The 14,645-nt window shown below is 45.3% G+C and carries 10 protein-coding genes and 3 tRNA genes; 6 read left to right on the top strand and 7 right to left on the bottom strand.

Annotated features, from left to right (window positions below):
* Positions 1 to 197 precede the first annotated feature (197 nt).
* Genes tdeA through FHQ23_RS07930 form a run of 3 tightly spaced genes read right to left on the bottom strand, consistent with a single transcriptional unit; the run spans position 198 to position 4,717 of the window.
* Positions 198 to 1,577, bottom strand: coding sequence for a toxin/drug exporter TdeA (gene tdeA, locus FHQ23_RS07940; protein WP_139613839.1), 1,380 nt, complete (start codon positions 1,575 to 1,577; stop codon positions 198 to 200).
* Between the two features lie 8 nt (positions 1,578 to 1,585).
* On the bottom strand, positions 1,586 to 3,520 hold the full coding sequence (locus FHQ23_RS07935; RefSeq protein WP_139613838.1) for a MacB family efflux pump subunit: 1,935 nt from the start codon (positions 3,518 to 3,520) through the stop codon (positions 1,586 to 1,588).
* 15 nt (positions 3,521 to 3,535) lie between these two features.
* Positions 3,536 to 4,717 carry an efflux RND transporter periplasmic adaptor subunit gene (locus FHQ23_RS07930; RefSeq protein WP_139613837.1) on the bottom strand — a complete coding sequence of 394 codons (1,182 nt, stop codon included), beginning with the start codon at positions 4,715 to 4,717 and terminating at the stop codon, positions 3,536 to 3,538.
* A 188-nt stretch (positions 4,718 to 4,905) separates the two neighbouring features.
* On the opposite strand from FHQ23_RS07930, the gene glnS reads away from it, so the two are divergent.
* Together glnS and FHQ23_RS07920 are read left to right on the top strand one after the other, a co-directional pair.
* Positions 4,906 to 6,588 (top strand): glutamine--tRNA ligase, encoded by a 1,683-nt coding sequence (gene glnS, locus FHQ23_RS07925; protein WP_139613836.1) that lies wholly within the window; start codon positions 4,906 to 4,908, stop codon positions 6,586 to 6,588.
* Positions 6,589 to 6,688: 100 nt separating this feature from the next.
* A complete protein-coding gene (locus FHQ23_RS07920; protein ID WP_139613835.1) occupies positions 6,689 to 7,123 on the top strand; it encodes a YcgN family cysteine cluster protein in 435 nt (144 codons plus the stop codon).
* A gap of 76 nt (positions 7,124 to 7,199) precedes the next feature.
* Here the strand turns inward: FHQ23_RS07920 and FHQ23_RS07915 are convergent, their stop codons facing one another.
* The gene (locus tag FHQ23_RS07915) at positions 7,200 to 8,573 is read right to left on the bottom strand and encodes an L-cystine transporter (protein ID WP_139613834.1); all 1,374 of its coding nucleotides are present in this window, start codon (positions 8,571 to 8,573) and stop codon (positions 7,200 to 7,202) included.
* Positions 8,574 to 8,793: 220 nt separating this feature from the next.
* Between FHQ23_RS07915 and FHQ23_RS07910 the strand changes: the two genes are divergently transcribed.
* The 3 genes from FHQ23_RS07910 to FHQ23_RS07900 all read left to right on the top strand — a co-directional run bounded on the left by FHQ23_RS07910 (position 8,794) and on the right by FHQ23_RS07900 (position 9,108).
* A tRNA-Val gene (locus tag FHQ23_RS07910) sits at positions 8,794 to 8,870 on the top strand.
* A gap of 54 nt (positions 8,871 to 8,924) precedes the next feature.
* A tRNA-Gly gene (locus tag FHQ23_RS07905) sits at positions 8,925 to 9,000 on the top strand.
* 21 nt (positions 9,001 to 9,021) lie between these two features.
* Positions 9,022 to 9,108 (top strand) — tRNA-Leu (locus FHQ23_RS07900).
* A gap of 119 nt (positions 9,109 to 9,227) precedes the next feature.
* Here FHQ23_RS07900 and pgsA read toward each other — a convergent pair.
* The 3 genes from pgsA to ttcA form a co-directional block, all read right to left on the bottom strand.
* The gene (gene pgsA / locus FHQ23_RS07895; protein ID WP_139613833.1) at positions 9,228 to 9,788 is read right to left on the bottom strand and encodes a CDP-diacylglycerol--glycerol-3-phosphate 3-phosphatidyltransferase; all 561 of its coding nucleotides are present in this window, start codon (positions 9,786 to 9,788) and stop codon (positions 9,228 to 9,230) included.
* 136 nt (positions 9,789 to 9,924) lie between these two features.
* Entirely contained in the window at positions 9,925 to 11,769 is a 1,845-nt protein-coding gene (locus tag FHQ23_RS07890; protein ID WP_139613832.1) for an ABC transporter ATP-binding protein, read from the bottom strand.
* A 30-nt stretch (positions 11,770 to 11,799) separates the two neighbouring features.
* Positions 11,800 to 12,747: a tRNA 2-thiocytidine(32) synthetase TtcA gene (ttcA, locus tag FHQ23_RS07885; RefSeq protein ID WP_139613831.1), complete on the bottom strand. Its 948-nt coding sequence runs from the start codon at positions 12,745 to 12,747 to the stop codon at positions 11,800 to 11,802.
* 231 nt (positions 12,748 to 12,978) lie between these two features.
* Here ttcA and FHQ23_RS07880 point away from each other — a divergent pair, with 231 nt between their 5' ends.
* Positions 12,979 to 14,166 (top strand): polysaccharide deacetylase family protein, encoded by a 1,188-nt coding sequence (locus FHQ23_RS07880; protein WP_176552280.1) that lies wholly within the window; start codon positions 12,979 to 12,981, stop codon positions 14,164 to 14,166.
* The last annotated feature ends 479 nt before the right edge of the window (positions 14,167 to 14,645 follow it).

The raw sequence follows: 14,645 nt of genomic DNA, 5'->3' as shown, positions 1-14,645 counted from the left end.
GCGGATACCGTGAAAACGCAGATGTTGTGGGGGCAATGAATGTATTAAGGGCGGGACACGCCCGGTTAGCTTGTGAAGTGAACGGCACTAGCCGTCAGCAGCAAGAACCCACCGATGTGAGCTAGATCTTAGATTTAGACACGGTAGGAATCCCCTGACTTTAGACAGGGGAGGATGTCAATGTGACTAAATTGTGACTAAGGCTGGTATTTTCCCGCCATACTCTGATAAATCGCATTTTGATAGCGCAATAAATCATATTTTGCCTGCAAACTATTCAGCTCGGTGTTTTGCTCGGTGGCAAGTGCGGTCAGCCAATCTTTCATCGCCGTCACTCCAGCATGGTATTGCAATCGGTAAGTGTTGCTGATATTACGATCATAACGATATTTCTGATCCAAGTTTTGCATGTTTTTTTGCGCTAATTGATACGCTTTATAGTTGCTGTCAATTTCATTCAAGGCGGTGGTAATGCCTTGTTGGAAATTCAGTTTAGCGGTTTCATACATCGCTTCTGATAACTTCACATTCCATTTCACCCGATTCCAGTCCAAAAACGGCAAGTTAATTCCGATGGTGCCGCTACTCAATGGCGCTTCAAACATATTGCCGACACTGTTGCTGCTGGTGGCTAAACTGGCGCCTAAGGTAATGCTCGGATACCAACTTTTTTCCATCGCACTTAAATTTTTAAAAGCGGAAGTCAAACGGTATTGATAAGCCTTCAAGTCCGGACGGTTGGCAATAGTGGATAACGGAATATCCAGATTGACCGGCTGCAATTTCAGGGTTTTTAAGTTGACCGCACTTAGTCTCAGGTTCTGCTGCGGTGCTAAGTTTAGCAGGTTGCGCAGAGTGCTTTCTACGGTTTGTAATTGTGATTGATAGGTAATGAGCTGGTTTTCTGCCGACAACACCGCTTGGCGGCTTTGATCGGCATCCAGTTGCAAGGAGACACCTTGATTGACTTGATTTTGGGTTAAGGTGGCGATTTGCTGATAGGTTTTGATATTGCTTTGCACCATGCCGATAGCTTGTTTCAAATAGGCGATTTGGTAGTAGCTGTCGATCACCTGATTAATTAAGGTTAATTTTACCGCCTCTAAATCGGCTTCGGTCGCACGGTGTTCCCACTCGGCGGCATCAGCACTGTCGACAAGTTTACGCCACAGATCAAGAGTATAATTTAATGACAAAGAGCTGCTGTAACTTCGGCTTGAGACACCGCTTTCGGTATTTTTTTGCACGCCGCCGGACACCGAACCGCCGAATGTCGGCACAAGATCGGCACCCAATAAATTGGCGTTATACAAGGCGCGGTTGACACTCACCGCCGCTTTTGCCAAATCCAGATTATTAGCAAGTGCGCTGTCAACCAGACGGTTTAACTGGGCGTCTTGATATTGAGTCCACCAGCTTGGATCGATATGATATTGTGCGGTCAGCGCTTGATACTGCCCAAATTGTTGCATTTGCTGTTGATAGCCGATTTGCTGTTCGTTGCTGACACAAGCCGTCAGCAAACCACCCACCAATAAAGCGGTGGCGGAACGACGAAAAAAGGTTGTTGAAATCATGTTAATCTTTATTCCCTTGAAAGTGCGGTTATCGGATTCAGTTGTGAGGCATTTTTTGCCGGTAAGAAGCCGAAAATCAAGCCGATTAAGGTAGAGCAAATCACAGCGGCAATAATGGAGTCCAGCGAAAACAGCATGTTGAAATCTTGCATCGCACTGTTAAAAACTAAGCCGATAACATAAGATAGCACCACGCCGACCAAACCGCCGATCACGCAGATCAAGGTGGCTTCAATTAAAAATTGCTGCAAAATATTCGATTGTCGAGCGCCGATCGCCATGCGCACGCCGATCTCTTTGGTACGTTCGGTCACCGAAACCAGCATGATGTTCATCACGCCGATACCGCCGACGATTAGCGAAATCAACGCAATCGACGAAATCAACAGCTTCATGGTGTTGGTGGTGCTTTCAATCGTCTGCTTAATGGTATCGGTGTTCATCACGAAAAAATCTTTTTTGCCATGGCGCATGGTTAATAATTGGGTCAGGTTTTTCTCGGCAATTTGAGTGTTGATATTATCTTTGACTTTAACCGTGATCGAATCAATGGTTTTTTCGCCGGAAATTTTATTCATTGCGGTGGTGTAGGGCAGCCACACATTCAGCGAGCTACTGGGCATCCCCATGTTATTATTGGTTGCTGCAACCCCGATAATTTTCAGCGGTTTTTTATCGATCATGATTATCTGACCTAACGGCGACTTGTCGGCAAATAGCTCTTTTTGCGTATTTTCATCGATCACCGCCACCTGTGCATTGTCAGTAACGTCTTGTGCTGTAAACACTTTGCCTTGCTTTAGGGTTAAGCCTTTGACATTAAAAAACTGATCGCCGACGCCGCGCACTTGTGCGCTGACCGCTTGGCTGCCGTAAGTCAGGGTGCCGTTGAGCGTACTGTTTGGCGTGACACTTTCAATATAATGCTGTTTAGCCAGAATATCGGCATCTTGAACGGTCAGGTTTTTGGTACGATTAGCACGCCGATCACCAAAACCGGTACCGTTGTAAATATCCATGGTGTTCGTGCCTAACGAATTGATATTTGATAGGATTTTTTGTTGCGAACCGTTGCCGATCGCCACCACGCACACCACCGAAGTAATACCGATAATAATCCCGAGCATGGTCAGCAAGGAGCGCATTTTATGTGCCAGAATCGCACTGACCGACATTTTAAACGATTCGATCAGCTGATCTTTAAATTGCGCAAAGCGGTTTTTGTTAATCTTAACTGATGTGTCTTTTTCGATAATCTGATCGGCGCGGCGGGTGTCGTTAATAATACGCCCGTCTTTCAGTTCGATAATCCGATTGGCGTAGCTGGCGACATCCTTATCGTGGGTCACCAAAATAATAGTATGCCCCTCATGGTGCAGATCTTGCAAGATTTGCATCACCATGGCACCGCTCTTGGAATCGAGCGCACCGGTTGGCTCGTCAGCCAAAATAATTTCGCCACCATTCATCAAGGCGCGTGCAATACTGACCCGTTGTTGCTGTCCGCCGGAGAGTTGATTCGGTTTGTTTGCCAATTTATCACCTAAATTCAGCTTTTTCAGCAACGCTTCGGCTTGTTGTAATCGTTGTTGTTGCGGCAGACCGGCATACACTGCCGGCAGTGCCACGTTTTCAACCGCACTCAGTGCAGACAACAAGTTATAGCGTTGGAAAATAAAGCCGAATTTTTTCTGACGCAGATCGGACAGCTGATCGCGCGACAGCGGCGAGGTATCGACACCGTCGATTTTATAGCTGCCGTCGCTAGCGGTATCCAGGCAACCGAGAATATTCATCAAGGTTGATTTGCCCGAACCGGAGGTGCCCATAATCGCGATAAAATCGCCTTTTTTGATGGTTAAATCGATCGCTTTTAAGATATGCACCCGATTTTCGCCGGCGCCGAAATATTTGTTCAGTTTGCTGACTTCAATAATATTCATGCTCGCCCCGCCTGATTAAAAGCGCATCCGCATTTGCCCGCTGTTACCGACTTCTTCGCCTTGTCGCATTTCAGCGGAAATCACTTCGTCACCTTCTGCCAAGCCGGATAATACCTGGGTATTCATATCGTCGCTGATACCAATTTCAATCCTGCGGGTTTCGGTTTTATTATCGGCAGTTAACACCCGCACTTGATACTGCTCACCGACTTTCTGAATCGCCATGGTCGGAATTGTCAACACGTTTTCAGCGTCAACAATCGTAATCGTATTTTGGGTGGTCATACCGATGCGCAACGTTTCGTCAGGGTTATCGATCACAATGTTGGCATAAAAATAGACGGCGCTGCTGTCGCTGGAAGATTCGCTGTAATCATTATCAGTCAGGGTGGTCAATGCCGGATCAATCGAGGCGATTTCCGATTGATAGACTTTCTTCGGGTCCGCCAACGTGGTAAACCGCACTTTCATGCCAGCTTTGACTTTACTGATATCGCCTTCGGAAATTTCGGCTTTAATCAACATTTTGCTTAAATCCGCCACTTGCACAATGGTTGGTGCGGTTTGGTTCGAATTCACGGTTTGCCCCTCGGACACGGGAATCGAAATAATCGTGCCGTCAATCGGAGCAAGAATTTTGGTGTAATCCAGATTAGTTTGTGCCGTGGTGACCGAAATTTCCGCCTGCTTGATGGAGGATTGCAATTGTGCAATCGTCGATTGCGCATTGGCAAGATTTACCCGCGCGGTTTCAAGGCTATCTTGAGTGGCGGATTTTTGTTTATACAAGCGATTTATCCGATCGTAAGAAGATTGCATTGCGGTTAAATTGGCTTGCGCCGCATTCAGTTGTGCTTGATAGGACGCCAATTGGGCAAGTGCGGTTGCCAGCTCGTTATTCTGATTTTTAGCATCAATTTCTGCAATTAAATCGCCCTTTTTCACTTTTTGCCCTAAACCGACGTGAATTTGGAGCAACTGACCTGACACCTGCGCCCCGACTTCGACCCGGTTATAACTGCGCACGGTGCCGGTGGCAATCACGCTGTCGGAAAGTGAAGTGCGGTTGACCGTCTCTGTCATATAGGTGGTTTTATTATCGCTGCCGGCACTGTTTTGCCAATAGTAATAACCGCCGAAAAGTATGGTTAGCATCACGGCGGCAAGGGCAATGGTTTTGATTTTTTTTGCTTTCATGGATTGATTACGTCAAGACTGTTTTTGTGAATGCTATGCATGCGCTCACTATAGCATTAATTTCTTAAGAAGAGCTTAAAAAATTGGAATAAGCCGGAATTGCGTTAGCGGTTTTTTTCCGTCGCTAAAGCGTGTAGAATGGACTAATTTTCTATTCAGATTTACTATTTAAGGAAGAAGGAAGCGCTATGAGCCAACCTGAGATCGCTGCTGTGAATGCAGCAGAACACCGTCCGTCTAATTTTATCCGCCATATCATCGATGAAGATTTGGCGCAGGGTAAGATTGAAACGGTTTACACCCGTTTTCCGCCGGAGCCGAACGGCTATCTGCATATTGGACACGCAAAATCGATTTGTTTGAATTTCGGTATCGCAAGAGACTATCAAGGCTTATGTAACCTGCGCTTTGACGATACCAACCCGGTGAAAGAAGATGTGGAATATGTCGATTCGATCAAACAAGACGTGGAATGGCTCGGTTTCAAATGGCAGGGCGACGTGCGCTATGCGTCGGATTATTTCGATCAACTTTATAGCTATGCGATTGAATTAATTGAAAAAGGTTTGGCATACGTTGACGAGCTTTCACCAGAGCAGATTCGTGAGTATCGCGGCACGTTGACTGAGACCGGCAAAAATAGCCCGTATCGTGATCGCTCGGTCGCAGAAAATTTAGCGCTGTTTGAAAAAATGCGTGATGGCGGTTTTGCCGAAGGTGAAGCGTGTTTGCGTGCCAAAATTGATATGGCATCGCCGTTTATGGTGATGCGTGATCCGGTGTTGTACCGCATCAAATTCGCCCATCATCATCAAACAGCGGATAAATGGTGTATCTATCCGATGTATGATTTTACCCACTGTATTTCCGATGCGATTGAGCGGATCAGCCATTCGTTGTGTACTTTGGAGTTTCAAGACAACCGCCGTTTATATGACTGGGTGTTAGAAAATATCTCGATTGAACGTCCACTGCCGCACCAATACGAATTTTCGCGCTTGAATCTGGAAAGTACGCTCACCTCAAAACGTAAACTGTTGCAACTGGTGACTGATAAGGTGGTGGATGGTTGGAATGACCCACGGATGCCGACCATTTCTGGCTTGCGTCGCCGTGGTTATACTCCGGCTTCGCTGCGTGAATTTTGCGAGCGCATCGGCGTGACCAAACAGGACAATACCGTGGAACTCAGTGCTTTGGAAGCCTGCATCCGCGATGATCTCAACATCAATGCGCCACGCGCCATGGCGGTGTTGAATCCGTTGAAAGTGGTGATTGAAAACTATGACGCTGACAACGAGTGGCTCAGTGCACCAAATCACCCGAACCGCCCTGAACTGGGTGAGCGCCAATTACCATTCGGCCGTGAAATTTATATTGATCAAGCGGATTTCCGTGAAGAAGCCAATAAAAAATATAAACGTTTGGTATTAGGTAAAGAAGTGCGGTTGCGTAATGCGTATGTGATTAAAGCGGAGCGTGTTGAAAAAGATGCCGACGGCAATATCACCACGCTGTATTGCAGCTACGATCCGCAAACCTTAGGCAAAAATCCAAGCGACGGGCGCAAAGTGAAAGGCGTAATCCACTGGGTTTCGGCAGCGAACAATCACACGGCTGAATTCCGTTTATATGATCGCCTGTTTAGTGTCAGCAACCCAGGGGCAGCAGAAGATATTTTAGCGGTGTTAAATCCGAATTCATTGAAAGTCGTACACGGCGTTGTCGAGGCAAGTCTTGCCGATGCCAAAGCTGAACAGGCGTATCAGTTTGAACGCGAAGGCTATTTCTGTGCCGACAGCAAAGATTCCGCACCGGGTAAACTGGTGTTCAATTTGACGGTCAGCCTGAAAGAGAGTGCCGATTTTTAAGCGATAAACCGTGAAGTAATCAAACAGGCATCGGTTATCATGCCTGTTTTTTATTGGCTGACTTTTTGACAGAAAATTTGGCAAAACAGAAAGGAAACAAATGAAAGTACGGTTTTGGCAGACTAAATCCTTGCTAGACATGAACGAGCAGGAATGGGAAGCATTATGCGATGGTTGCGGTTTATGCTGCTACCGCAAGATGCTTGACGGCTATGGCAAACACGAGCGGATCTATTTTACCCGAATTGCCTGCAACCAGTTGGATCTCCCCAGCGGAAAATGTTGCAATTATCCTCGTCGTTTTGAGCTGGAAGAAGATTGCACCAAGCTCACCAAACAAAACCTGCCGGATTTCAGTTGGCTGCCGAAAACTTGCGCCTACCGCTTGTTATATGAAAACAAACCGTTATTTGACTGGCACCCATTGATTTCAGGCGATCCCAACTCAGTTAAGCTCGCAGGAATTCCTATCCAAAACGGCATTCATGAAGCAGACGTGATTGAATGGTTTGATCATGTGATTGAAGATCTTTAACGCCATGACGAATAAAAAGCTCGATTATCTGTAACAATCGAGCTTTTTTATTGAGTTAAGTGAACTCAAGTGTGGTTTATTCCGCTTTATTATTAGTGAAAACCTGCCAATCGGTCTGTTTTAACCATTTACTGCTGAGTGTGCCGGCGGTCATTGCACCGTTGACATTAAGTGCGGTTCGTCCCATATCAATCAACGGCTCGATTGAGATCAGTAACCCGACTAAGGTTAGTGGTAAACCCATGGTCGAAAGCACCACAATCGCAGCAAAGGTAGCGCCGCCGCCGACACCGGCGATACCAAAGGAGGAAATGGTGACAATGGCCACTAGCGATAAGATAAATTGTGGTGCCAGTGGATCAATTCCTACCGACGGCGCGACCATAAACGCGAGCATTGCCGGATAAATCCCCGCGCAGCCGTTTTGTCCGATGGTGGCGCCAAAGGTTGCCGAGAAGTTAGCAATTGTGCCGGAATTGCCCAGACGATTGGTTTGGGTTTCAATATTCAACGGAATGGTTGCCGCACTGGAACGTGAGGTGAAGGCGAACAGTAAGGTCGGTAGCACTTTTTTGTAATAACTGAGCGGATTGATACCGCTGAGTCCCAACAACACGCCGTGTACGATAAACATCACCGCAATCGCCAGATAAGAAGCGATAATAAAATTCAGTAAATTCAGAATATCGGTCAGGCTCGAAGTTGCCGCCATGCGCGTCATTAGCGCCAAAATACCGTAAGGTGTCAGGTTGATGATGATTCGAACCAGGCTCATCACCAGCTTATTCAAGCTTTCGGTGCCTTGTGAAATACGCTCGGCAATGTCTGCATTATCTTTGCGTAAGCGTAATGTAGCGATCCCCAAGAATGCGGCAAAAATCACGGTGCTGATAATCGAAGTTGGATTGGCACCGGTTAGTTCGGCAAACGGATTGCGCGGAATAAAAGAAAGTAACATTGACGGAATAGTTAAATTGGCGACTTGATCCACACGTCCTAAAACCCGTTCTTGTGCAGCGGCTTCACGGGCGCCGGCGATTAAGCCATCGGCGTTCAGGTTGAATAAAATGCTAAATCCAATGCCGACCAGCGCCGCAATTGCGGTAGTAAACAGCAAAACGCCTAAAATACTGAAACTGATCTTTCCTAACGAGCCGGCATTGTGCAATTTGGTGATGGCAGATAAAATCGAGACAAATACCAGCGGCATCACAATCATTTGCAGCAAGCGAACATAACCATTGCCGACCAGATTGATCCAGTCAATAGTTGGGCTGACCGCACTTTGATTATCGCTGTATAAATTTTGTAATACCACACCGGACAGCAATCCCAATACCAAAGCAAGCAATACTGTCATCGATAAACTGTTGCCACGCTTTTTAAACCAGTAGAGTGTGACTAGCAGGGCAGCGAATACGACTAAATTCAATAGTAGAGAAAAAGTCATGAGAAACTCCGTTTATAAGGTTCAATAATGTTAATAGCATAGTCGTTTGTAATAAAAAGACAAATTAAAATAATCAATAAATTATTCCAATCTGTTATAACAATCGTGAAGGCGATGGTTTTCTCTGCAGATTGTTTAAAAAGTTAACAATCAGTTTTTTATCCTGAAAAAAGACTTGTGACCTCAGGTGAAAATCGCTATGATAGCGCCACTTCAAAATGCGACCGTAGCTCAGTTGGTTAGAGCACCACCTTGACATGGTGGGGGTCAGTGGTTCGAGTCCACCCGGTCGCACCATCACTTTTTAGTGAACAGCGCATATACTTCAATGAAGTAGTGTATCAAAATAAAGCGGGAATAGCTCAGTTGGTAGAGCACAACCTTGCCAAGGTTGGGGTCGCGAGTTCGAGTCTCGTTTCCCGCTCCAATTATTTGCAACAATTAGATTGCCCGAGTGGTGAAATCGGTAGACACAAGGGATTTAAAATCCCTCGGCTTTCGGGCTGTGGCGGTTCAAGTCCGCCCTCGGGCACCATTTGCAAGTATAATACAGTGAAGAAGATAGTCGCTTCTCTCATTAAGAGAAAGCGGCTTTTTTATTTCTTATATACCGCACTTTTATTTTAGTGGCTGTATGGTGGCTGCTGAATTTATCTATTGCGGGTTAATCTCATCCAATAAGCTACCTTTGGCAGCATTCAGATATTGCACCATAGACCAGACAGTCAAAATTGCCGCGAGGTAGAGGGCAACGGTTGCAATCTGTTCCATCAGCGGATTATAGCGCCATAGCAGACCAATTAATGATGCCATTTGCGCCGTGGTTTTGACTTTACCCCACCAAGAGACCGCTACTTTATTGCGATCACCAATTTCTGCCATCCATTCTCTCAAGGCGGAGATAATAATTTCTCGGGAGATCATCACGATCGCAGGAATAGTGACCCAGAAGCTGTGGTAATGTTGTACCACTAGAACCAGCGCTGCTGCGACCATTACTTTATCGGCGACCGGATCAAGGAATGCCCCGAAACGGGTGGTTTGTTTCCATCGTCTTGCTAGAAAGCCATCGAACCAATCGGTGATTGCGGCAATTAAGAATAAAAGTGCGGTCAAAAAGGGCGCCCATTTAAACGGCAGGTAAAAACAGACGATAAAAAACGGGATTAAAACAACCCGAAATAAGGTGAGGAAGGTCGGTATATTCAATTTCATGGCAGCCTTATCATGAAATATGTGGTAGCAAAATTATGCTTATTCTAACGTAAATAAACTAAAGGGTAAAATAAAAAGCGTCTATAGTTCAAATGATAAACAAACATCAACAGACCCTAATATTTTACCCTCTTGATTAAATTTCAGTGGTTTCCGCTAAAAATCCGCCACTCTGATGTGACCAGAGTTTGGCGTAAACCCCGTTGAGAGCAAGCAATTGCTGGTGAGTGCCTTGCTCGATGATTTGCCCTTGATCCATTACAATCAGCCGATCCATTGCGGCAATGGTGGACAAACGGTGAGCGATGGCGATAACGGTTTTATTTTCCATTAGCTTTTCAAGGTTTTCTTGAATCGCAATTTCCACTTCTGAGTCCAGGGCGCTGGTGGCTTCGTCTAACAGGAGAATGGGGGCATCTTTCAGCATAACACGCGCGATGGCGATACGTTGCCGCTGTCCACCGGAGAGCTTCACACCACGTTCGCCGACATGGGCATCGTAACCGGTACGACCGTGTGAATCGTGCAAGTGCGGGATAAATTGATCGGCGGCGGCTTGTTCGGCCGCTTTCAGAACCGCACTTTCATCCACGTTCGGGCGACCATAAATGATATTTTCACGCACTGAGCGGTGCAATAGCGATGTGTCTTGGGTAACAAGGCCGATTTGCGCACGTAGGCTCTCTTGGGTAACGTCTTTAACGTTTTGTCCGTCAATCAAGATTTGTCCGTCGTTGATATCATAAAAACGCAACAGCAAATTGGTTAGGGTGGATTTGCCCGCACCGGAACGCCCGACCAAGCCCACTTTTTCGCCCGGTTTAATGTGCAGATTGAAATCTTTCAGCAAAGTGCGGTTTTCGTCATAGTTAAAATTGACGTGATCAAAGCGGATATCGCCACCACGAACTTCCAGTGGTTTGGCGTGTTTGCTGTCTACTACAGTGTGCGGTTTGGAAAGTGTTCCCATGCCATCTTGCACCGTACCGATATTTTCAAACAGCCGGGCTGACTCCCACATGATCCAGTGCGACAAGCCGCTGACGCGCAGCGCCATTGCGGTTGCTGCGGCGACCACACCGACATTAATTTGATCTAAACTCCATAAATAAACGCATAAACCAGCAGTTGCTGCGACCAAGGAAACATTCAGAATATGGTTGCAGACTTCCAGTTTGGTGACTAAACGCATTTGTGCATGCACGGTATGCATAAATTCTTGCATCGAGGATTTGGCATAATTTGATTCACGTTCACCATGGGAAAACAGTTTGACTGTGGTGATATTGGCGTAGGCATCGGTGATGCGTCCAGTCATTAATGAACGGGCATCGGCTTGTTTGTTGGCGGTGTCAGCGAGTTTTGGTACAAAATAGATCATCACGCAACTGAACAACAAAATCCAGCCGAGAAACGGCAACAGTAGCCAGCCGTCGAACTGAAACAGGATAACTCCGGAAGAGATGAAATAGACTGCCACATACACCACCATATCGGTGCAGGTGATCACAGTGTCACGCACTGCAAGTGCGGTTTGCATCACTTTGGCAGAGACCCGTCCGGCAAATTCATCTTGATAAAATGATAAGCTTTGTCCCAACATTAAGCGGTGGAAGTTCCAACGCAATCGCATCGGAAATACCCCTTGCAGGGTTTGAAAACGCACACTACATAACAGCCATAACCAAAATGCACTCGCGATTAAAAATACGATAATCGTCATGAAGCTACCACGCTTTTCTGCCCATAGCTCATTGGCGGAGTAAGTGGCCAACCAATCGACTAGCAATCCCATGATTTTGAACAGCATAGCTTCAAAAATGCCCATACCCACGCAGAGAATAATCAATGCCAACAACCACCAGCGTAAACCGTCCAAACCGGACCAGATAAAGCTGAATAAACTGTTTTTTGGGGTGACTGGTGCTGAGGACGGATAGGGATCGATCCGTGCCTCAAACCATTCGAATAATTTTCTCATTTTATTAAAAACTCTTGTGTTAAATACGGTTTAATTTACTTGTTTAAAGTGAATTTGTTGGCTGTCAGTATAATCGCTGTCGTCATCTTGCCACTGAATTGGCTTTAATGGTTCATTATCAAAAGCGATATCGCCTTCTACGCCTTGCAGCAGTTCACCACGACGAATATTTTTAAAATCAAATAGTTTTGGATCACAAAGATGTGACGGCGTGACATTTTGCAACGCACTAAACATGGTTTCGATTCTGCCGGGGTATTGCCGATCCCATGCTTGCAGCATCTCTTTCACCACTTGGCGTTGCAAATTCGGCTGTGAGCCACATAAATTACACGGAATAATCGGGAAGGCTTTTGCCGTGGCATACTTTTCAATATCCTTCTCTTTACAATAAGCTAGCGGGCGGATCACAATCTGTTTGCCGTCATCGCTGATTAGTTTTGGCGGCATACTTTTCAGTTTGCCACCGTAGAACATATTTAAAAATAGCGTTTCCAACATATCGTCACGATGATGTCCTAAAGCGATTTTAGTCGCGCCCAGTTCTGTTGCAGTACGGTATAAAATGCCACGCCGTAGCCGAGAGCAGAGCGAGCAGGTGGTTTTGCCTTCAGGAATCTTCTCTTTGACGATGCCGTAGGTATTTTCTTCTACGATATGGTGTTCGATACCCAATTGACTTAAATAGTTAGGCAGCACATCTTCCGGAAAACCCGGTTGTTTTTGATCCAAATTTACTGCAACAATCTCGAAATCAATTGGCGCATTCAGGCGTAAGTTCAGTAGAATATCCAGCAAGGTATAGCTGTCTTTGCCGCCGGAAAGGCATACCATCACTTTATCGCCAGCCTCGATCATATTGAAATCGGCAATCGCATTACCGACGTTACGGCGCAGACGTTTGTGTAGTTTATTGAAATTATAGGTTTGTTTTTTAGACTGCTGGCTAGGTTCAACAGTGGATTCAGTCTTGCTCATGATTATTAAAGTGCGGTTTGGGTGAATAAAAATCAGTGCATAGGATAATAGCTAATGCGGGGAAATGCTACTTTTTTTATCAACAGACCCTAGACTGTAAAACTGATTAAACCTGCAATAAAAATAAATTTATTTACAGTATAATTTTATTCCATTTCTTTTAGTCTACGATTTATTTAGATTATGCAACGCTTTCATTCACTTCCGCGCTTGATTTTAGGATGTTGTTTCTTGACAATTCCGGTATTTAGTTTGGCGATGTCTTCAGATGGTGCTTTGACAAAAACCGAAATAAAGCAAACCGTCATAACACAAACGCACTGCTTGTTGTCAGCCGTTGTCTCTGGCAAACAGCAAGTTGTGGCTAAAATTTTACCGGGGCAGTCTGTGTGGTTGAATGGTGTGATGAAAGTGCAAAACAGCACCCAATTTGGACAGGGCAATGCGATGTTGGCGCCGAGTTGTCGTGTTGGTGCAGCACCCGGCAACAGCAACGCTATGCCGGAAGAACATACGCCAATGCAAGGTTATTTGGTGACCAAAGGTAACGTGCGGTTATATGCCGATAGCCGCAGAGATTCAGCGGTGGTTGCTGAGCTGAAACCGCACTTGCGCTATCCGTTTATGGCAGAGCAAGACGGTTGGTATAAAGTGCGGTTTGGCGGTAAAACCCTTTTTATTGCCGCCCCTGATGTAGAAAAAGATCGTGGCATTGCGGTGTTAACCTACCATCATTTGTTAAAAAACGCGGAAAACCGCTATTTTCGGCAGACATCAACGACGACATCCGTCACTGCATTTGAACAGCAAATGGCATTGTTGAAGCAGCAAGGTTACCGTACAATTTCGCTCTATGATATCGAAAATTATCTGAACGGTAGTGCTAATTTTTCTGATAAATTAGTCAGTATTACCTTTGATGACGGCTTGGAGTCGGTATATCGTTACGCTTTCCCGATTTTGAAAAAATATCACTTTAATGCCACCATTTTTGTCATCTCTTCTCGGATAAAATATGCTTTACAGCCTTGGGATCCGAACCAATTGCAGTTTATCACCCGAACACAATACCAAGAGATGCAGCCGTTGGTGGATCTACAATCGCATACCCATTTCCTACACCGATTATTGAGAAAACAGCCGATTATGCTGCGACGCTCTTTGCACAATATGTTGGTTGATTTTCGGCGTTCAATTCAAGTGCTGCATGAATTCAACCCCAAAGTGCGGTATTTGGCATATCCTTACGGCAGCTACACCTCACTTGCCAAAAAAGCCGCTGAACAGGCTGGTTTTCATTTAGCGTTCAGTACGCAAATTGGTAAGGTTAATTTTGGTGATGATCGCTATCAATTAAAGCGAATTTATCTGCTGAAAGAAGATAACCCACAACAAATTCTTCAGAAGTTAGCCCAATAGCCACCAATTGAGCCTCAATTGGTGAGCATATTCTAAAGTAGACATGCTGTATATTCTTACTTTTCGTTATTGAAATTGGCTCAGCAGAAAACATTTTAATTTTTCCAGCCCTAGATTAAAACTTCAGACAAATGGTTAGGGTCTGTTGATCTTTGTTTATATTTTGAGTTGTCGTTTAAAATGAGCACAATCTAGGCGTAAGCCGAAATCAATAGCGGGACTATTGATGAGGATTACAACGACGAGTGTGCTCATTTTAAACACAATCCGCAGGACTATGACTCTTTTTCGCCACTACGGCGTTAAAAGCCGTTCGTTTAGAATGACTAAACTTCACAACTTTTGCCTTGTATTGGCGAAAAATAGTCTATAGCTCAAATTATAAACAAAGATCAACAGACCCTAAAAAATCAGGATTAATTTCAGCAAGGATTTGCTATGCTATAGCAAGGTGAATTCTTAATAAGAATTGAGGTTTT

Source organism: Testudinibacter crocodili, assembly GCF_006228025.1.
Taxonomy (GTDB): domain Bacteria; phylum Pseudomonadota; class Gammaproteobacteria; order Enterobacterales; family Pasteurellaceae; genus Chelonobacter.
The sequence above is the reverse complement of the archived record's forward strand: the minus strand, read 5'-3'. Positions and strand labels throughout refer to the sequence as shown.